The sequence below is a fragment of the Pseudomonas sp. KBN10P06128 genome, from assembly GCF_037574945.1.
Classification (GTDB): Bacteria; Pseudomonadota; Gammaproteobacteria; order Pseudomonadales; family Pseudomonadaceae; genus Pseudomonas; species Pseudomonas aeruginosa.
Genome location: NZ_JBBELR010000001.1, coordinates 5,093,689 through 5,113,871 on the forward strand (window position 1 = coordinate 5,093,689; position 20,183 = coordinate 5,113,871).

Annotated in this window: 15 protein-coding genes; 12 read left to right on the top strand and 3 right to left on the bottom strand. The window is 69.5% G+C overall.

Annotation, left to right across the window (positions count from 1 at the left end):
* Window positions 1-3: 3 nt before the first annotated feature.
* From VQ065_RS23810 to VQ065_RS23865, 12 genes are all read left to right on the top strand, one after another.
* A complete protein-coding gene (locus VQ065_RS23810) occupies window positions 4-1,566 on the top strand; it encodes an MBOAT family O-acyltransferase (RefSeq protein ID WP_003110467.1) in 1,563 nt (520 codons plus the stop codon).
* Window positions 1,567-1,580: 14 nt separating this feature from the next.
* Complete coding sequence (gene algJ, locus VQ065_RS23815; RefSeq protein ID WP_003092111.1) at window positions 1,581-2,756, top strand: alginate O-acetyltransferase; 1,176 nt, start codon at window positions 1,581-1,583, stop codon at window positions 2,754-2,756.
* A 72-nt stretch (window positions 2,757-2,828) separates the two neighbouring features.
* Window positions 2,829-3,479 carry an alginate O-acetyltransferase AlgF gene (gene algF / locus VQ065_RS23820; RefSeq protein WP_003092112.1) on the top strand — a complete coding sequence of 217 codons (651 nt, stop codon included), beginning with the start codon at window positions 2,829-2,831 and terminating at the stop codon, window positions 3,477-3,479.
* A 196-nt stretch (window positions 3,480-3,675) separates the two neighbouring features.
* Window positions 3,676-5,121, top strand: coding sequence for a mannose-1-phosphate guanylyltransferase/mannose-6-phosphate isomerase (locus VQ065_RS23825; RefSeq protein ID WP_003092113.1), 1,446 nt, complete (start codon window positions 3,676-3,678; stop codon window positions 5,119-5,121).
* 387 nt (window positions 5,122-5,508) lie between these two features.
* Window positions 5,509-6,657: a UDP-4-amino-4-deoxy-L-arabinose aminotransferase gene (gene arnB / locus VQ065_RS23830; RefSeq protein ID WP_003092114.1), complete on the top strand. Its 1,149-nt coding sequence runs from the start codon at window positions 5,509-5,511 to the stop codon at window positions 6,655-6,657.
* Window positions 6,654-7,673 carry an undecaprenyl-phosphate 4-deoxy-4-formamido-L-arabinose transferase gene (gene arnC, locus VQ065_RS23835; RefSeq protein WP_003092115.1) on the top strand — a complete coding sequence of 340 codons (1,020 nt, stop codon included), beginning with the start codon at window positions 6,654-6,656 and terminating at the stop codon, window positions 7,671-7,673. Before arnB ends, arnC begins: the two co-directional genes overlap by 4 nt.
* Window positions 7,670-9,658, top strand: coding sequence for a bifunctional UDP-4-amino-4-deoxy-L-arabinose formyltransferase/UDP-glucuronic acid oxidase ArnA (gene arnA / locus VQ065_RS23840; RefSeq protein ID WP_003092116.1), 1,989 nt, complete (start codon window positions 7,670-7,672; stop codon window positions 9,656-9,658). The genes arnC and arnA overlap by 4 nt, the downstream gene beginning before the upstream one ends.
* Complete coding sequence (gene arnD / locus VQ065_RS23845; RefSeq protein WP_003092117.1) at window positions 9,655-10,542, top strand: 4-deoxy-4-formamido-L-arabinose-phosphoundecaprenol deformylase; 888 nt, start codon at window positions 9,655-9,657, stop codon at window positions 10,540-10,542. Before arnA ends, arnD begins: the two co-directional genes overlap by 4 nt.
* Complete coding sequence (gene arnT / locus VQ065_RS23850; RefSeq protein ID WP_003092118.1) at window positions 10,539-12,188, top strand: lipid IV(A) 4-amino-4-deoxy-L-arabinosyltransferase; 1,650 nt, start codon at window positions 10,539-10,541, stop codon at window positions 12,186-12,188. Before arnD ends, arnT begins: the two co-directional genes overlap by 4 nt.
* Window positions 12,185-12,532, top strand: a complete 348-nt coding sequence (locus VQ065_RS23855; RefSeq protein ID WP_014603965.1) for an EamA family transporter — start codon at window positions 12,185-12,187, stop codon at window positions 12,530-12,532. Before arnT ends, VQ065_RS23855 begins: the two co-directional genes overlap by 4 nt.
* Window positions 12,529-12,942, top strand: coding sequence for a 4-amino-4-deoxy-L-arabinose-phosphoundecaprenol flippase subunit ArnF (arnF, locus tag VQ065_RS23860; protein WP_003124269.1), 414 nt, complete (start codon window positions 12,529-12,531; stop codon window positions 12,940-12,942). The genes VQ065_RS23855 and arnF overlap by 4 nt, the downstream gene beginning before the upstream one ends.
* Window positions 12,939-14,333: a UDP-glucose 6-dehydrogenase gene (locus VQ065_RS23865; protein WP_003092120.1), complete on the top strand. Its 1,395-nt coding sequence runs from the start codon at window positions 12,939-12,941 to the stop codon at window positions 14,331-14,333. The genes arnF and VQ065_RS23865 overlap by 4 nt, the downstream gene beginning before the upstream one ends.
* 152 nt (window positions 14,334-14,485) lie before the next feature.
* On the opposite strand, the gene VQ065_RS23870 is transcribed toward VQ065_RS23865, so the two are convergent.
* Genes VQ065_RS23870 through ptsP form a run of 3 tightly spaced genes read right to left on the bottom strand, consistent with a single transcriptional unit; the run spans window position 14,486 to window position 20,059 of the window.
* Window positions 14,486-16,243 (bottom strand): PTS fructose-like transporter subunit IIB, encoded by a 1,758-nt coding sequence (locus tag VQ065_RS23870; RefSeq protein ID WP_003130041.1) that lies wholly within the window; start codon window positions 16,241-16,243, stop codon window positions 14,486-14,488.
* A gap of 1 nt (window position 16,244) precedes the next feature.
* Entirely contained in the window at window positions 16,245-17,189 is a 945-nt protein-coding gene (pfkB, locus tag VQ065_RS23875) for a 1-phosphofructokinase (protein WP_003112874.1), read from the bottom strand.
* Entirely contained in the window at window positions 17,189-20,059 is a 2,871-nt protein-coding gene (gene ptsP, locus VQ065_RS23880) for a phosphoenolpyruvate--protein phosphotransferase (RefSeq protein WP_023095283.1), read from the bottom strand. The genes pfkB and ptsP overlap by 1 nt, the downstream gene beginning before the upstream one ends.
* Window positions 20,060-20,183: the final 124 nt, after the last annotated feature.

Here is a 20,183-nt window from a genome sequence, read left to right on the forward strand (position 1 = left end):
GGCATGGTCTTTTCTTCAAACGTGTTCCTGTTCCTGTTCCTGCCGGTCTTTCTCGGCCTGTACTACCTGAGCGGCGAACGTTACCGGAACCTGCTGCTGCTGATCGCCAGCTACGTGTTCTACGCCTGGTGGCGGGTGGACTTCCTCCTGCTGTTCGCCGGGGTCACCGTCTTCAACTACTGGATCGGCCTGCGCATCGGCGCCGCCGGCGTACGCACCAGGGCCGCGCAACGCTGGCTGATCCTCGGCGTGGTGGTCGACCTCTGCGTGCTCGGCTACTTCAAGTACGCCAACTTCGGCGTCGACAGCCTCAACGAGATCATCACCTCGTTCGGCATGCAGCCGTTCGTGCTGACCCACATCCTGCTGCCGATCGGCATCTCCTTCTACACCTTCGAGTCGATCAGCTACATCATCGACGTCTACCGCGGCGATACCCCGGCGACCCACAACCTGATCGACTTCGCCGCCTTCGTCGCGATCTTCCCGCACCTGATCGCCGGCCCGGTGCTGCGCTTCAAGGACCTGGTCGACCAGTTCAACCACCGCACCCACACCGTCGACAAGTTCGCCGAAGGCTGCACCCGCTTCATGCAGGGCTTCGTCAAGAAGGTGTTCATCGCCGACACCCTGGCCGCCCTCGCCGACCACTGCTTCGCCCTGCAGAACCCGACCACCGGCGACGCCTGGCTCGGCGCCCTGGCCTACACCGCGCAGCTCTACTTCGACTTCTCCGGCTACAGCGACATGGCCATCGGCCTCGGCCTGATGATGGGCTTCCGCTTCATGGAGAACTTCAACCAGCCCTACATCAGCCAGTCGATCACCGAGTTCTGGCGGCGCTGGCACATCAGCCTGTCGACCTGGCTGCGCGACTACCTCTACATCAGCCTGGGCGGCAACCGCGGCAGCACCTTCCAGACCTACCGCAACCTGTTCCTGACCATGCTCCTCGGCGGCCTGTGGCACGGCGCCAACTTCACCTACATCATCTGGGGCGCCTGGCACGGCATGTGGCTGGCGATCGAGCGGGCCCTCGGAGTGAACGCCGCGCCGCGCGTGCTCAACCCTTTGAAGTGGGCGTTCACCTTCCTCCTGGTGGTGATCGGCTGGGTGATCTTCCGCGCCGAGAACCTGCAGGTCGCCTGGCGCATGTACGAAGCCATGTTCAGCTTCGGCACCTGGCAGCTCTCCGAACTGAACCGCGCCAGCCTCACCGGCCTGCAGGTCGGCACCCTGGTCCTGGCCTACCTGGTGCTGGCGTTCTTCGGCCTGCGCCAGTTCTACAACCAGCCATTGCAGACCAAGGCGCCCAAGGCCGCGGCGAACAGCGACGAAGTGGCCGCCGACGGCCCGGCCAGTGCCCAGCCGCGCGCCCCGCGCGAGGCCGCCGGCGACCCGGCGGCGATCGCCTACTCGCCGAGCGGCGCGCTGGTCTACCAGCCGAGCTGGCTCAGCCAGTTGCCCGTCCTGGCCACCCGCCTGGCGCTGCTCCTGCTGTTCGCCGCCTCGGTGCTGAAGCTCTCCGCGCAGAGCTACTCGCCATTCCTCTACTTCCAGTTCTGAGCGAGGCCCACGCCATGACACAGAGCATTTCCCGCCCCCTGCAATACGCCTATATCGCCGCCTTCGGCGGGCTGCTGCTGGGGCTCGCCGGATGGTCGCTGAAGAGCGTGCCGGGCTTCTCCGCCGCGGCCGATACGCCACTGCTCAACGGCAAGCTGGCGCACGCCTTCGAAGCCCACTACGACAAGGAATTCCCGATCAAGCGCCTGGGCACCAACCTCTGGGCCGCACTCGACTACACGCTGTTCCACGAAGGCCGCCCCGGCGTGGTGATCGGCAAGGACGGCTGGCTGTTCACCGACGAAGAGTTCAAGCCGGCGCCGAGCGGCCAGCAACTGGAAGACAACTGGGCACTGGTGCGCGGCGTGCAGCGGGAGCTGAACCGGCGCGGCGTCAAGCTGGTGCTCGCGGTGATCCCGGCCAAGGCCCGCCTGTATCCCGAGCACATCGGCCGCGAGCAGCCGGCCGCGCTGCACGACAGCCTCTACCAGGACTTCCTGGCCCGCGCCCGCGCCGCCGGCATCGACAGTCCCGACCTGCTCGGCAGCCTGCGCCAGGCCAAGGACAACGGCGCGGTGTTCCTGCGCACCGACACCCACTGGTCGCCGCTCGGCGCGGAAACCGTGGCCCAGCGCCTCGGCGCGGAGATCCGCGAGACGCACCTGCTGGATGTGCCGGCGCAGAACTTCGTCACCCGCGTCGGCGAAGAACGCACGCACAAGGGCGACCTGCTCAGCTTCCTGCCGCTCGACCCGCTGTTCGACGAACTGCTGCCGCGTCCGGAGCAGTTGCAGCAACGCACCACCGAAGCCGCGCCGGCACTGCCGGGCGGCCAGCAGTCCGGCGCGGGCGACGACCTCTTCGGCGATAGCCAGCAACCGCGCCTGGCGCTGGTCGGCACCAGCTACAGCGCCAACCCCAGGTGGAACTTCGAGGGCGCGCTGAAACAGGCGCTGTCCGCCGACCTGATCAATTACGCGAAGGAAGGCAAGGGCCCCCTCGAACCGATGCTGGAACTGCTGCAGGACGAAGGCTTCCGCAAGGACCCGCCGCAACTGCTGGTCTGGGAGTTTCCCGAGCGCTACCTGCCGATGGCCAGCGACCTCAGCCAGTTCGACGCCGACTGGGTCGCCCAGCTGAAGGCCAGTGGCGGCCGCGACGAGCGCCTGGCCGCCAGCCGCAACGATTGAACGAACACAGCCAAGGCTGTTTACCCACGGGGCCGAGCGCCCCGCTGAAGAAGAAGCAACGGAGGAATACCCATGAACCCGATGACCCGCCGCCACACCTGGACCCGCCTGGCCTGCGCACTTTCCCTCGGCGTCGCCGCATTCGCCGCGCAGGCCGACGAGGGCGCCCTGTACGGGCCCCAGGCACCCAAGGGCTCGGCCTTCGTCCGCGCCTACAACGCCGGCAACAGCGAACTCGACGTGTCGGTCGGCAGCACCAGCCTGAACGACGTCGCGCCGCTCGGTTCCAGCGACTTCAAGTTCCTCCCCCCCGGCAGCTACACCGCCCAGGTCGGCCAGCAGAGCCTGCCGGTCAAGCTCGACCCGGACAGCTACTACACCCTGGTCAGCCAGCCCGGCGGCAAGCCGCAGCTGGTGGCCGAGCCGCCGTTCAAGAACAAGCAGAAGGCGCTGGTGCGGGTGCAGAACCTCAGCGGCTCGAAGCTGACCCTGAAGACCGCCGACGGCAAGACCGACGTGGTCAAGGACGTCGGCCCGCAAAGCCACGGCGACCGCGAGATCAACCCGGTGAAGGTGAACCTGGCGCTGTTCGACGGCAGCAAGAAGGTCAGCGACCTGAAGCCGGTCACCCTGGCCCGCGGCGAGGTGGTCTGCCTGTACGTCACCGGCAGCGGCGGCAAGCTCGCGCCGGTCTGGGTCAAGCGCCCGGTGAAGGCGGACTGAGACCGACCGGGAGAGGCTCGCCCCTCCCGGCATTCCACACAACAAGACCGGCCCGACACCGGCGCACCAACCGTCAGCGCTCCCGCAGAAGGAGCGCACTGGAGAGGTCACCCGGGGCTCCGTGGAGCCCGGTAACGAGATATCCCGCCGCGCGGCGGGATCCCTAGACAGACGCATCGCTTCAAGGAGAAACAACATGATCCCAGTAATCCTTTCCGGTGGCAGCGGCTCGCGACTCTGGCCTCTTTCCCGCAAGCAGTACCCCAAGCAGTTCCTCGCCCTTACCGGCGACGACACCCTGTTCCAGCAGACCATCAAGCGCCTGGCCTTCGACGGCATGCAGGCGCCGCTGCTGGTGTGCAACAAGGAGCACCGCTTCATCGTCCAGGAACAGCTGGAGGCGCAGAACCTGGCGAGCCAGGCGATCCTGCTCGAACCCTTCGGCCGCAACACGGCGCCGGCGGTGGCCATCGCCGCGATGAAACTGGTCGCCGAAGGCCGCGACGAACTGCTGCTGATCCTTCCCGCCGACCACGTGATCGAGGACCAGCGCGCCTTCCAGCAGGCCCTGGCGCTGGCCACCAACGCCGCCGAAAAGGGCGAGATGGTGCTCTTCGGCATTCCCGCCAGCCGCCCCGAGACCGGTTACGGCTACATCCGCGCGAGCGCCGATGCGCAACTGCCGGAAGGCGTCAGCCGGGTGCAGAGCTTCGTCGAGAAGCCCGACGAAGCCCGCGCCCGCGAGTTCGTCGCCGCCGGCGGCTACTACTGGAACAGCGGCATGTTCCTGTTCCGCGCCAGCCGCTACCTGGAAGAACTGAAGAAGCACGACGCCGACATCTACGACACCTGCCTGCTGGCCCTGGAGCGCAGCCAGCACGACGGCGACCTGGTGAACATCGACGCCGCCACCTTCGAATGCTGCCCGGACAACTCCATCGACTACGCGGTGATGGAGAAGACCTCGCGCGCCTGCGTGGTGCCGCTGTCCGCCGGCTGGAACGACGTCGGCAGCTGGTCGTCGATCTGGGACGTGCACGCCAAGGACGCCAACGGCAACGTCACCAAGGGCGACGTGCTGGTCCACGACAGCCACAACTGCCTGGTGCACGGCAACGGCAAGCTGGTCTCGGTGATCGGCCTGGAGGACATCGTGGTGGTGGAAACCAAGGACGCCATGATGATCGCCCACAAGGACCGGGTGCAGGACGTCAAGCACGTGGTCAAGGACCTCGACGCCCAGGGCCGCAGCGAGACCCAGAACCACTGCGAGGTCTACCGTCCGTGGGGCTCCTACGACTCGGTGGACATGGGCGGCCGCTTCCAGGTCAAGCACATCACCGTGAAGCCCGGCGCGCGCCTCTCGCTGCAGATGCACCACCACCGCGCCGAGCACTGGATCGTGGTTTCCGGGACCGCCCAGGTGACCTGCGACGACAAGACCTTCCTGCTCACCGAGAACCAGTCGACCTACATCCCGATCGCCTCCGTGCACCGCCTGGCCAACCCCGGCAAGATCCCGCTGGAGATCATCGAGGTGCAGTCCGGCAGCTACCTCGGCGAGGACGACATCGAGCGCCTGGAAGACGTCTACGGGCGCACCGCAGAACCGGCCCTGCAAGTGGTCGCCGGCAGCCGCTGAAGCGTCGACCCGGCCCCCTGGCGGAGCGATCCGCCAGGGGGCTGTTTTTTTCCGACAACCTACGGGATTGACTTTCCCTGGCCCTCCCCATGTTTCCATGAAGTTTCCGGAATATTCACGGGGAGCGGACATCAAGTATTAATGAACCCTTAAAGAAACAGGACTCGGGTTATTAATAAAAGCCACTCAGAAAACACCCGAGATCCTTTCCAACCAACCCTGCAAGCCCCTGAAAACGAGGCTTCCGGCTTTATCCTTCAGTTTCTTCGAGTTCGTTCAGTCTTCATTCAGCCGTTGTTAAGCGAGTCTTAACAAACGTTCAGGCAGCATTCAGCGACATATAAATAACCTCTTCGTACCGCCCACCCAGTACCGAGGCTTCATTACATGTCACTGGACTTTCTGCCATTCTCCCGGCCAAGCATCGGCGAGGACGAAATCGCCGCCGTGGAGCAGGTCCTGCGTTCCGGCTGGATCACCACCGGGCCGAAGAACCAGGAGCTCGAACAGCGCTTCGCCGAACGCCTCGGCTGCCGCCACGCGGTGGCGCTATCCTCGGCCACCGGCGCCCTGCACGTCACCCTGCTGGCGCTGGGCATCGGCCCCGGCGACGAAGTGATCACGCCGTCGCTGACCTGGGTCTCCACCGCCAACGTCATCACCCTGCTCGGCGCCACCCCGGTGTTCGTCGACGTCGACAGCGACACCCTGATGTGTTCGGCGCAGGCAGTGGAAGCCGCCATCGGCCCGCGCACCCGCGCCATCGTGCCGGTGCACTACGCCGGCTCCACCCTGGATCTCGAAGGCCTGCGCACGGTCGCCGGGCGCCACGGCATCGCCCTGGTCGAGGACGCAGCCCACGCGGTCGGCAGCGAATACCGCGGGCGCCCGGTAGGCTCCCGCGGCACGGCGATCTTTTCCTTCCACGCGATCAAGAACCTGACCTGCGCCGAAGGCGCGATGTTCGTCAGCGACGACAGCGCCCTCGCCGAACGGGTCCGCCGCCTCAAGTTCCACGGCCTCGGGGTCGATGCCTACGACCGCCTGAGCCATGGACGCAAGCCGCAGGCGGAAGTGATCGAGCCCGGTTTCAAATACAACCTGGCCGACCTCAACGCCGCCCTCGCGCTGGTCCAGCTCAAGCGCCTGGACGCGCTCAACGCGCGCCGCCAGGCCCTCGCCGAACGCTACCTGGAGCGCCTCGCCGGCCTGCCGCTGGCGCCGCTCGGCCTGCCCGCGCACAAGCAGCGCCACGCCTGGCACCTGTTCATCCTGCGCATCGACGCCGAGGCCTGCGGCCTGGGCCGCGACGCCTTCATGGAAGCCCTGAAGGCGCGCGGCATCGGTAGCGGCATCCATTTCATCGCCAGTCACCTGCACCACTACTACCGCCAGCGCCAGCCGCGCCTGAGCCTGCCCAACAGCGAGTGGAACTCGGCCCGCCTGTGCTCCATCCCGCTGTTCCCCGACATGCGCGACGACGACATCGAGCGCGTCGCCCGCGCCATCGAGGACATCCTGGAGAAACGTCGATGAAGCCCTATCCGATTGACCTGGTCTCGGTGGTGATCCCGGTCTACAACGAGGAAGCCAGCCTGCCCGAACTGCTGCGCCGCACCGAGGCCGCCTGCCTGGAGCTGGGCCGCGCCTTCGAGATCGTGCTGGTCGACGACGGCAGCCGCGACCGCTCCGCGGAACTCTTGCAGGCCGCCGCCGAACGCGACGGCAGCGCCGTGGTGGCGGTGATCCTCAACCGCAACTACGGCCAGCACGCGGCGATCCTCGCCGGCTTCGAACAGTCCCGTGGAGACCTGGTGATCACCCTCGATGCCGACCTGCAGAACCCGCCGGAGGAAATCCCGCGCCTGGTGGAGCGCGCCGCGCAGGGCTACGACGTGGTCGGCAGCATCCGCGCCGAGCGCCAGGACTCGGCCTGGCGGCGCTGGCCTTCGCGCCTGGTGAACCTGGCGGTGCAGCGCTCCACCGGGGTCGCCATGCACGACTACGGCTGCATGCTGCGCGCCTACCGGCGCAGCATCGTCGAAGCGATGCTGGCCTGCCGCGAACGCAGTACCTTCATCCCGATCCTGGCCAACGGCTTCGCCCGGCATACCTGCGAGATCCGCGTCGCCCACGCCGAGCGCGCCCACGGCGAATCGAAATACAGCGCGATGCGCCTGCTCAACCTGATGTTCGACCTGGTCACCTGCATGACCACCACGCCGCTGCGCCTGCTCAGCCTGGTCGGCGGCGGCATGGCCCTGGCCGGCTTCCTCTTCGCCCTGTTCCTCCTCGTGCTGCGCCTGGCCTTCGGCGCCGCCTGGGCCGGCAACGGCCTGTTCGTGCTGTTCGCCGTGCTGTTCATGTTCAGCGGCGTGCAGTTGCTCGGCATGGGCCTGCTCGGCGAGTACCTCGGGCGCATGTACAGCGACGTGCGCGCGCGGCCGCGCTTCTTCATCGAGCGCGTGGTCCGCGCCACGCCCTCCGCGCTTCCCTCGGCCCTACAGCGGGTCGGTTTCACCTCTTCATCCAGCGAGCCTTCCACGCCATGACCTCGAAAGCCGTCGTCTTCGCCTACCACGACATCGGTTGCACCGGTATCGAAGCCCTGCTCAATGCCGGCTACGAGATCGCCGCCGTCTTCACCCATGCCGACGACCCACGGGAAAACACCTTCTACGCCTCGGTCGCACGCCTCTGTGCCGAGCGCGGCATTCCGCTGCACGCGCCCGAGGACGTGAACCATCCGCTGTGGCTGGAGCGCATCCGCCAACTGCGCCCGGACTTCCTGTTCTCCTTCTACTACCGCCGCCTGCTCGGCGCCGAGCTGCTCGCCTGCGCCGCACGCGGCGCCTACAACCTGCACGGTTCGCTGCTGCCGCGCTACCGCGGACGCGCCCCGGCGAACTGGGTGCTGGTCAACGGCGAAACGCAGACCGGGGTGACCCTGCATCGCATGATCGAGCGCGCCGACGCCGGGCCGATCCTCGCCCAGCAGGCCGTCGCCATCGACCCCGAGGACACCGCCCTGAGCCTGCACGGCAAGCTGCGCAAGGCCGCCGGCGCCCTGCTGCGCGACAGCCTGCCGCTGCTCGCCCTCGGCGTGCTGCCGGAAGTCGAGCAGGACGAGAGCCAGGCCAGCCACTTCGGCCGGCGCACCCCGGCGGACGGCCTGCTCGACTGGCACAGGCCGGCACGGCAGTTGTACGACCTGGTGCGCGCGGTGACCCAGCCCTACCCTGGCGCCTTCTGCCAGGTCGGCGAACAGAAGCTGATCGTCTGGAGCGCCGAGGTGGTCGCCGGCAACCACGGTCGCGAGCCGGGCAGCGTACTGTCCTGCGACCCGCTGCGGATCGCCTGCGGCGAGGACTCGCTGGTGCTGCGCTTCGGCCAGCGCGGCGAGCGCGGCCTGTACCTGGCCGGCACGCAACTGGCCACCGAGCTGGGCCTGGTCGAGGGCGCGCGCCTGCGTGGCGCGGCGTCCGGCCCGCAGCGCCGCACGCGGGTGCTGATCCTCGGGGTCAACGGCTTCATCGGCAACCACCTGTCCGAACGCCTGCTGCGCGACGGGCGCTACGAGGTCCACGGCATGGACATCGGCTCCGACGCCATCGAACGGCTCAAGGCCGACCCGCATTTCCACTTCGTCGAAGGCGACATCGGCATCCATTCGGAGTGGCTCGAATACCATGTGAAGAAATGCGACGTGGTCCTGCCGCTGGTGGCCATCGCCACGCCCATCGAGTACACGCGCAACCCGCTGCGGGTGTTCGAACTGGACTTCGAGGAAAACCTGCGGATCGTCCGCTACTGCGTGAAATACGGCAAACGCGTGGTGTTCCCTTCCACCTCCGAGGTCTACGGCATGTGCCAGGACCCGGACTTCGACGAAGACCGCTCGAATCTGGTGGTCGGGCCGATCAACAAGCAGCGCTGGATCTACTCGGTGTCCAAGCAGTTGCTCGACCGGGTGATCTGGGCCTACGGCCAGCAGGGCCTGCGCTTCACCCTGTTCCGTCCGTTCAACTGGATGGGCCCGCGCCTGGACCGCCTGGATTCGGCGCGGATCGGCAGCTCGCGGGCGATCACCCAGCTCATCCTGCACCTGGTCGAAGGCACGCCGATCCGCCTGGTCGACGGCGGCGCGCAGAAGCGCTGCTTCACCGACGTCGACGACGGCATCGAGGCCCTCGCGCGGATCATCGACAACCGCGACGGCCGCTGCGACGGGCAGATCGTCAACATCGGCAACCCGGACAACGAGGCGAGCATCCGCCAGCTCGGCGAGGAACTGCTGCGCCAGTTCGAGGCCCACCCGCTGCGCGCGCAGTTCCCGCCCTTCGCCGGCTTCCGCGAGGTGGAGAGCCGCAGCTTCTACGGCGACGGCTACCAGGACGTGGCCCACCGCAAGCCGAGCATCGACAACGCCCGGCGCCTGCTCGACTGGCAGCCCACCATCGAACTGCGCGAGACCATCGGCAAGACCCTCGACTTCTTCCTCCACGAAGCGCTCCGCGAGCGCGAGGCACAGGCGTGATCCAGGCCGGCCTGCGCATCGACGTCGACACCTTCCGCGGCACCCGCGACGGGGTGCCGCGGCTGCTCGAGCTGCTCGACGAAGCCGGGCTGAAGGCGACCTTCTTCTTCAGCGTCGGCCCGGACAACATGGGCCGCCACCTCTGGCGCCTGGCGCGCCCGGCGTTCCTCTGGAAGATGCTCCGCTCGCGCGCCGCCAGCCTGTATGGCTGGGACATCCTGCTGGCCGGCACCGCCTGGCCGGGCAAGCCGATCGGCCGCGAACTCGGCCCGCTGATGCGGCGGACCCAGGCCGCCGGCCACGAGGTCGGCCTGCACGCCTGGGACCACCATGCCTGGCAGACCCACGCCGGCGTCTGGAGCGTGCAGCAGCTCGGCGAGCAGATCCGCCGCGGCAGCGATTGCCTGGCGGACATCCTCGGCCAGCCGGTGCGTTGTTCCGCCGCCGCCGGCTGGCGCGCCGACGGCCGGGTGGTCGAGGCCAAGCAGCCCTTCGGCTTCCGCTACAACAGCGACTGCCGCGGACGCGGCGCGTTCCGCCCACGCCTGGCCGACGGCAGCCCCGGCATCCCGCAGGTGCCGGTGAACCTGCCGACCTTCGACGAGGTGGTCGGTCCCGGCCTGCCGCGCGAGGCCTACAACGACTTCATCCTGGAACGCTTCGCCGCTGGCCGCGACAACGTCTACACCATCCACGCCGAGGTCGAGGGGCTGCTCCTCGCCCCGGCGTTCCGCGAACTGCTGCGGCGCGCCGAACGGCGTGGCATCCGCTTCCGACCGTTGGGCGAACTGCTGCCGGACGATCCGCGCAACCTGCCGCTGGCCGAACTGGTGCGAGGCCGCCTGGCCGGCCGCGAGGGCTGGCTGGGAGTGCGCCAGCCATGAGCCGCCGCCAGACCTGGTCGCTGCTGCTGATCGCCTTCGGCCTGTTCTACCTGGTTCCACTGAGCAACCATGGCCTGTGGATTCCCGACGAGACCCGCTACGCGCAGATCAGCCAGGCGATGCTGCTGGGCGGCGACTGGGTGTCGCCGCACTTCCTCGGCCTGCGCTACTTCGAGAAGCCGGTCGCCGGCTACTGGATGATCGCCCTCGGCCAGGCGGTCTTCGGCGAAAACCTGTTCGGCGTGCGCATCGCCTCGGTCGTCGCCACCGCCCTCAGCGTCCTGCTCGCCTACCTGCTGGCCCGCCGCCTGTGGCGCGACCCGCGCACCAGCCTGGCGTGCGCGCTGCTCTACGCCAGCTTCGGCTTGATCGCCGGGCAGTCCGGCTATGCCAACCTCGACCCGCAATTCACCTTCTGGGTCAACCTGAGCCTGGTGGCGCTGTGGTACGCCCTCGACGCGGGGAGCCGCCGCGCGCGCCTGCTCGGCTGGATCCTGCTCGGCCTCGCCTGCGGCATGGGCTTCCTGACCAAGGGCTTCCTCGCCTGGCTGCTGCCGGTGCTGGTCGCCCTGCCCTACATGCTCTGGCAGCGGCGCTGGCGCGAGCTGCTTGGCTACGGCGCGCTGGCGGTGCTGGCGGCGCTGCTCGTCTGCCTGCCCTGGGCGCTCGCCGTGCATGCGCGGGAAGCGGACTACTGGCGGTTCTTCTTCTGGCACGAACACATCCGCCGCTTCGCCGGCGAAGACGCCCAGCACTCTCGCCCGTGGTGGTTCTACCTGCCGTTGCTGGTGGTCGCCTGCCTGCCCTGGAGCGGCCTGCTGCCGAGCGCTCTGCGCCAGGCCTGGCACGAGCGGCGCCAGGCGCCGGTGGTCTTCCTGGCGCTATGGCTGCTGTTGCCGCTGGCGTTCTTCAGCCTGAGCCGGGGCAAGCTGCCGACCTACATCATGCCCTGCCTGCTGCCGCTGGCACTGCTCATGGGCCACGCCCTGGTGCAGCGGCTGCGCCTGGGGAACAGCGTCGCGCTGCGCGGCAACGGGCTGCTCAACCTGGGCCTGGCGCTCCTCGCGCTGGCGGCCCTGGCCTACCTGCAACTGCGCAAGCCGGTGTACCAGGAAGAACCCTTCGAGCTGTTCCTGGTCCTGCTGGTGATCGGCGCCTGGGCCGCCGCCGGCCTCGCCCAGTGGCGCTACCCGCTACGCGCCTGGGCCGCGCCGCTGCTGGCGAGCTGGGTGCTGATCGCGCTGCTGCCGGCAGCGATGCCCAACCATGTGGTGCAGAACAAGACCCCCGACCTGTTCGTCGCCGAACACCTCGACGAACTGGCCGGCGCCCGCCATCTGCTGAGCAACGACCTCGGCGCCGCCTCGGCCCTCGCCTGGCGCCTACGCCGTAGCGACATGACGCTCTACGACACGCGCGGCGAGCTGAAGTACGGCCTCTCCTACCCCGAGCACAGCCAGCGCAGCGTGCCCTTGGCAGACATCCGCCAGTGGCTCTGGCGGGCACGCCAGGACGGCTCGGTTGCCGTGCTGCTGCGGATCAACAGCGCCAGCGACCGCTACCAGCTGGCGCTGTTGCCGGGCGACGGCGAACGCTACCTGAACGGCAACCTGGTCCTGGCGATCCTGCCGCAGGTGCGCCCATGAGCGCCGCGCTGCTGCTCGCCACCCTGCTCATGACCGGCCTCGGCCAGGTTGCGCAGAAGCTCACCGTGGAGCACTGGCACCTGGTCGCCGCCGACGGCTGGACGGCGCGCCTGCGCAGTCCGTGGCCATGGCTGGCGCTGCTCGCCCTCGGGCTCGGCCTGCTCTGCTGGCTGCTGCTCCTGCAACGGGTGGAAGTCGGCAGCGCCTATCCGATGCTGGCGCTGAACTTCGTCCTGGTCACCCTGGCGGCACGCTTCGTCTTCGATGAGCCGGTGGATCGCCGCCACCTCGCCGGTCTGTTGCTGATCGTCGCCGGCGTGGTCCTGCTCGGGAGGAGCGCATGAACGCGCTACGCGGCTGGCTGGCGGCGCTGGGCAGCATGCTGCTGGCCAGCGCCGCCCAGCTCGGCATGCGCTGGGGCATGAGCCGCCTGCCGCTACCGGAAGCCTGGGCCGGGCAAACGCCGGAGCGCGCCGCGCTGCTCGCGGTAGCCCTGGCGGTGGCGGCCTACGCCGCCTCCCTGCTGTGCTGGCTGGCCGCCCTGCGCCACCTGCCGCTGGGCCGCGCCTACAGCCTGTTGAGCGCCAGCTACGCGCTGGTCTACCTGCTGGCGGCGAGCCTGCCGGCGTTCGATGAAACCTTCAGTACCAGCAAGACCCTGGGCGTAGGCCTGGTGGTGCTCGGCGTGTTGACCGTCAACGCCCGCCGCACCGCTGCCGCGCCCGCGCATCATCCGTCGAGGAAAGCACCATGAAGATCAGCGTATTCGGCAGTGGCTATGTAGGACTGGTGCAGGCCGCCGTCCTCGCCGAAGTGGGCCACGATGTACTGTGCATGGACATCGACCGGAACAAGGTCGAACGCCTCGCGCAGGGCCTCGCCAGCATCTACGAACCCGGGCTCGACGCCTTGCTGCGCGAAGGCCTGGACAGCGGCCGCCTGCGTTTCAGCAGCGATGCGCGCCTGGCCGTGGAGCACGGCCGGGTGCAGTTCATCGCGGTCGGCACCCCGCCTGGCGAGGACGGCGCGGCCGATCTCGGCGCGGTCTTCGCGGTGGCCGATGCCATCGCCGAGCATCGCCGCAAGCCCGTCATCGTGGTGGAGAAATCGACCGTCCCGGTAGGCACCGGCGACCGCCTGCGCGCGCACATCGAGCGGCGCCTGGAAGCCGACGGACGCGAACTGGAATTCGAGATCGTCTCCAACCCGGAATTCCTCAAGGAAGGCTCCGCCGTCGTCGACTGCCGACGCCCGGACCGCATCGTGGTCGGCTGCGACAACGAAGAGGTGCGCCAGGTGATGCGCGAACTCTACGAGCCGTTCAACCGCAACCACGACCGCATGCTGTTCATGGGCCTGCGCAGCGCCGAACTGACCAAGTACGCGGCGAACGGCATGCTGGCGACCAAGATCAGCTTCATCAACCAGATCGCCGAACTGGCCGAACACCTCGGCGCCGACATCGAGGCGGTGCGCCAGGGCATCGGCGCCGACCCGCGGATCGGCTACCACTTCATCTACCCCGGCTGCGGCTACGGCGGCTCCTGCTTCCCCAAGGACATGCGCGCGCTGATCCACAGCGCCGAGCAGGCGCATTGCTCCAGCGACCTGTTGCAGGCAGTGGAAGCGATCAACCGGCGGCAGAAGCACAAGCTGTTCGAACGCATCCGGGTGTTCTACGACGGCGACCTGCGCGGCAAGACCTTCGCCCTCTGGGGCCTGGCCTTCAAGCCGAACACCGACGACATGCGCGACGCGCCCAGCCGCGAACTGATGGAAGCGCTCTGGCGCCACGGCGCGCAGGTGCGCGCCTACGATCCCGAAGCCATGCAGGAAACCCAGCGGCTCTATGGCCACGACGAACGCCTGAGCCTGATGGGCACCCCCGAGGCGACCCTGGGAGGCGCCGATGCACTGGTCATCTGCACCGAGTGGCAGCAATTCAAGGCACCGGATTTCGAGCTGCTCAAGGAGCGCCTGAAGGCCCCGGTGATCTTCGACGGGCGCAACCTCTACGACCCCGAGCGCATGGCCCGCCACGGCTTCCACTACTACCCGATGGGACGCGGGCAGTCCTGCTCGTTGCCGATCAACGAGGCCAGCCTCGCACAGGAAGATGGCCTGCGCCTGTTGCGCCAGGCCTGAGGCCGCCCCAGGTCGGATCGACCGCTGGGGCGAATAACCGCTGCGGTTATCCGCCGGTTCGCCGGAGTATCGGCGGATAACGCCTGCGGCGTTATTCGCCCTACCCCCTGCCACGTCGCTCAGGTGGCGTAGGGCGCATGACTGCCTCGCGGCTATCCGCCAGCCGCCGGTTCCCGCGAGGACGAGGTCCCCAGCGCCAGCCCCGGCTCGGCGCCGCGCTTGAGCACGGCGTAGAGCAGCCCGGTAAGCAGGCTGCCGGCGACGATCGCCAGCAGGTACGCCAGGGCGTGGTTGATCGCGTTGGGCACCAGCATCACGAACAACCCGCCGTGAGGCGCCTGCAACTTGCAGCCGAAGTACATCGACAGGGCGCCGGTCAGCGCGCCGCCGGCGATGCTCGCCGGGATCACCCGCAGCGGGTCCTTGGCGGCGAACGGGATGGCGCCTTCGGAGATGAAGCACAGCCCCAGCACCGAGGCTGCCTTGCCGGCCTGCCGCTCGCTCTCGGCGAACTTGCGCCGCGCCAGCAGGGTCGCCAGGCCCATGCCGATCGGCGGCACCATGCCCGCCGCCATCACCGCCGCCATCGGCGCGTAGCTGTGCGACGAGAGCAGGCCGACGGAAAAGGCGTAGGCGGCCTTGTTGACCGGTCCGCCGAGGTCGACGCACATCATCCCGCCGAGCAGCAGGCCGAGGAGGATGGCATTGGAGGTGCCCATGCCGTCAAGGAACCCGGTCAGTGCCGCGAGCATCCCGGCCACCGGCTTGCCGACCACGTAGAGCATCAGCAGGCCGGTGACCAGGCTGGCCAGCAACGGGATGACCAGGATCGGCTTCAGCGCTTCCAGGCTCGCCGGCAGCCTCAGCCCGTGGCTGATGGCCCGCGCCGCATAGCCGGCGATGAAGCCGGCGACTATCCCGCCGATGAACCCGGCGCCGAGGGTCCCGGCGAGCAGGCCGCCGAGCATGCCCGGCGCCAGGCCCGGGCGGTCGGCGATGGAATAGGCGATGTAGCCGGCGAGCACCGGCACCATCAGGACGAAAGCCGTGTCGCCGACCGTCCTCAGCACCGCCGCCAGGCTGCCCGGCTGCTTGTAGGCATCGATGCCGAAGGCCAGCGACAGGGCGATCAGCAGGCCGCCCGCGACCACCATCGGCAACATGAACGACACCCCGGTCAGCAGGTGCTTGTACACCCCGCGCTTCTCGTCCCTGGCGACCACCGCGCTGGCTGCGCCCGCGCTCTCGACCTGCCCTTCCGCCAGCGCCCGCTCGAGCGTCGCGCGGGCCTGCTTGAGGGCCACGCCGGTGCCGCAACGGTAGATCTTCTTGCCGGCGAAACGGGCCGTGTCCACGTCGATGTCGGCGGCCAGCAGGACCACGTCGGCGGCGGCGATGTCCGCCGGGTCGAGCGGGTTGCGCGCGCCGACCGAGCCCTGGGTCTCGACCTGCAACGCGAAGCCCAGTTGCCCCGCCGCGAGCTGCAACGCCTCGGCGGCCATGAAGGTGTGCGCCACGCCGGTCGGACAGGCGGTCACCGCGACGATCCGCGGTGCCGCTCCGGCCTCCGGCGCAACCAGGCCGGCCTCGTCCCCGGCGACCTCCACGCTCGCCAGGGCGGCGGCCCGCTGGAGGAAGGCGCGCGGATCGGCCAGCGCCTCGGCGGGACGCGCGCGATACACCGGCTTGCCGACGAAACGCGCCGCCGCCAGCGGCTCGACGCCGACCAGCAGGACCCAGTCGGCTTCGGCGATCTGTTCGGCGCTCAGTTCGCCCTCGGGCCTCGACCCGGCATTCGCCTCGACGCAGGTTTCCCAGCCCAGGCGCTCGGCGGCGCCCCGCAGCAGGCGCGCGGCGAGCACGCTGGTGACCTGCCCGCCAGGGCAGGCGGTGACGATCGCTAGTTTCATCTCAGGCCTCCTCGACCAATGGCTGCACCACGACGCCCGCTTCGATCCGCGCCAGGCGCTGCGGATCGCCGATGCCGAACTCGAACTGGGTCACCGCCAGGCTGGCGATGGCGGTGGCCTGACGCAGCACCCGCTCGGCCGGCCAGCCGCTGGCCAGGCCGTGCAGCATGCCGGCCAGCAGGGAATCGCCGGCGCCCACCGTGCTGGCCACTTCCACCGCCGGCGGCCGCGCCTGCCAGGCACCCTCGGCGGCGAACCAGTTGACCCCCGCGGCGCCCTGGGAAATCACCACCTGGCCTACCCCGTCATGGCGCAGACGTTCGGCCGCCTGGCGCTGTGCGACCAGGTCATCCATCGGCGCCGAGCAGAGATCGGCCAGTTCCTCGACGTTCGGCTTGATCATCCACGGCGCAGCCTTCACACCTTCGCGCAGGGCCGCGCCGCTGCTGTCGAAGGCGACCTTCAGGCCGAGGCGCCGCAAGCGCCGCAGCAGTTCGCCCAGCCACTCCGGCTCGACCCCGCGCGGCAGGCTGCCGGCGACCACCGCCAGCTCGTGCTCTCCGGCAAGCCGGTCGAGGCGTTCGAGCAACGCCGCCTGGGCTCGCTCGTCGGCCTCCGGGCCCGGCCCGTTGAGGTCGCTGACGCGCCCGCCGCGCTCGGCCAGCTTGATGTTGCTGCGGGTTTCGCCCGGCACCCGGACGAACGCATCGGCGAAGCCACGACGCTGGAACATGGCGGTGAACGGCGGCTGGTTGTCTTCGCCGAGGAAGCCGCTGACCGTCAACCGATGGCCGAGGTCGGCAAGCACCTGGGCGACGTTCAGGCCCTTGCCGGCGGCCTGGGTCAGCACCGCCTCGCTGCGGTTAACCGCCCCCAGTTCCAGCTGGCGCAGGCGCACGGTGAGGTCCAGCGCCGGATTCAGGGTAATCGTCAGGATCCGCGCCATTACTGCACCTCCGCTTCCACCAGGGCCCGGACCTCGGCGGCGCTCGCCAGGCCCAGGGCTTTGCGGGCCAGGCCGCGCGCAGCGACCAGCTGCAGTTCGCGCACGCCGGCCTTGACCAGGGCGATGCTGCGCGCCGAAACGCTCAGCTCGTCCACTCCCAGGCCGACCAGCAGCGGCAACGCCAGCGGGTCGGCCGCCAGTTCGCCGCAGACGCCGACCCACTTGCCCTCGGCATGGGCGGCGCGGACGGTCATGTCGATCAGTTGCAGCACCGCCGGATGCAGGCCGTCGGCCTGGGCCGAAAGACTCGGGTGGCCGCGATCGATAGCCAGGGTGTACTGGGTCAGGTCATTGGTGCCGACGCTGAAGAAATCCACCTCGCGGGCCAGCACCGGCGCGAGCAACGCCGCCGAGGGCACCTCGACCATGATCCCCAGTTGCAGGTCGGCCAGCGGGATTTCCTCGCGCAGGCGCAGCGCCAGGTCACGCGCCTGGCGCCATTCGTCGAGGCTGCCGACCATCGGGAACATCACCCGCAGCGGCCGCTCCCCGGCGGCGCGGAACAGCGCGCGCAACTGGGTCTCGAGGATCTGCGGTCGCTGCAGGGTCAGGCGGATACCGCGCAGGCCCAGATAGGGATTCTCTTCGTGGGGAATCGGCCAGTACGGCAGCGGCTTGTCCCCGCCGACATCCAGGGTCCGCGCCACCAGCGGACGTCCGTCGAGGGCGTCGAGCACCCGACGGTATTCCGCTTCCTGGGTCGCCAGGTCCGGCGCGCGGGCGTTGTTCATGAAGACGAACTCGGTGCGCAGCAGGCCAACGCCCTCGGCGCCCAGCTCCACCGCGCGCGCGGCGCCGGCGGTGTCGCCAAGGTTGGCGCAGACTTCCACCGCGTGGCCGTCGCGGGTCCGCGCAGGCTCCAGACGCTGCGCGTCGGCGCGGGCCTGGCGCTGCTGGCGGGCGTCGCGCTCGGCGGCGGCCTGCTGCAACTGTTCGGTGCTCGGCGCCACCTGCAGCCAGCCGTGTTCGCCATCCAGCAGCAGTGCCGTGCCCGGCTCCAGGCCGAGCACCGCCGCGCCGGCGCCGACCAATGCCGGAATGCCGAGGGCGCGGGCGATGATCGCGCTGTGCGAAGTGGCGCCGCCGCGCGCCGTGAGGATGCCGGCGACCCGCTGGGCGTCGAGGCGGGCGACATCGGAGGGGCCGACCTCGTCCATCACCAGGATGTACGGCTGCTCCGGCTCGCGCGGCGCCTCCACCCCGCAGAGCCTGGCCAGCACCCGCCGGCCGAGGTCGCGGAGGTCGGCGGCGCGCTCGGCGAGCAAGGTGTCGTGCAGCGCCTCCTGCTGCGCCGCGCTGTCTTCCACTACCCGACTCCAGGCCGCTTCGGCGCTTTCGCCGCGATTCAGGCGCAGTTGCACCTGCTCGGCCAGTTCCGGATCGTCGAGCATCTCCCGGTGGGTGACGAAAATCTCGCGGATCGCCTTCACCGTGCTGCGTTCGACCAGGCCGACGATCTCCTCGTCCACCGCCCGCTTGGCCCGCAGCAGGCGCTCGCGTTCATGGGCCGGCGACTCGCCACGCGGCTGGAACTCGAAGCGCTGCGCCACCTGGACATGCGCCGGACCACTGGCGATGCCCGGCGACGCGGCGATCGCCTGCAGGCGCTCGCCGGCGCGCAGCGGCGCCGGCCGGGCATCCTCTTCCGCCTCGCCGACGGCATCGGGCAAGGCCTCCTCCGCCAGCGCTTCGACCTCCTCGCCGAGCCCCTCGCGCACCGCGGCCAGCAAGGCTGGCAGCGCGTCCTCGGCGATCGCCGGCTCGGCGCTGAACTCCAGCGTCTGGCCGCGTCGCGCGCCGAGGGCGAGCAGCTTGCTCAGGCTCTTCGCCGAGACGGGGGCCGCCTCGCTGTCGGCCAGGCGTACCCGGATCTCGCCGGCGAAGCCCTTGGCCAGCTGCGCCAGCGCCTGCGCCGGGCGGGCATGCAGGCCATGCGGGTTGGCCAGGACCGCTCGCGCGCTGGGCCAGTCCGGCGGCAGCTCGCCACCGAGCGCCGCGAGTACGCTGCGGCTGCTGGTGGCGCGCACCAGCTCGGCGCCACGCCCTTCCAGCAACAGGTCGCACAGGCGTTCGAGCAGCGCCTGGTGCGCTTCGCCCAGGCTGGCCAGGCAGAACAGCCCGGTGACCGGTTGCCCCTGGTGCTGCAACGGTTGCGCCGGAGTGACGAAGGCCAGCCCGGGGCGCTTCACCAATTGTTCGCTGTGCAACCAGCACAGCCCGTCGCCCAGCGGCAACGGTTCGGTCTGCTGGAGCACGGCGGCGAAGCCGTTCTCCACGCAGCCGGCCTTCTTCAACAGGCGCGCGCCGAGCCAGGCCAGTTCGTCGAGGTCCTCGGCGTTCTGGCCGAGGCCGACCAGTTGTGCGTCCAGCGCCAGTTCCTGCGGCGCGCCCTGCAACAGGCCGAGGACTTCCTCGGCGCTGGCGGCCGCGCTCAGCGCCGGTCCCAGGTCGGCCTCGCCGAGGGCGCGGGTGAGCAATTGCAGGAGCTGCAGGTGTTCGTCGGACTTCGCCGCGATGCCGATGGCCAGGTAGACCTGCTGGCCATCGCCCCAGTCCACTCCCTCGGGGAATTGCAGCAGGCGCACACCGGTGCTGAAGACCAGCTCGCGGGTATCCGGGGTCCCATGGGGTATGGCGATGCCCTGGCCGAGGTAGGTGGAGCCTTGTGCCTCGCGCGCCTTCAGGCCCTCGGCATAGCCGGGCGCGGCCAGGCCGTCGGCGACCAGCGCCGCGCCGAGCAGGCGCAGGGCTTCGGCCTTGTCCGCGGCGCGCTGGCCCATGCGGATCTGCCGGGTATCGAGTTCGAGCATGGAAACCTCCTCAGGAGCGAACGGCTCCCCGTCTCACGTCCGGATCGTCCCGCCGCGCCGAGGCGCGGGCGCGGGATGTGCCGGCGGTAGCGGAAAGCGGCTCGCGGGAGCCTTCCGTACAGCC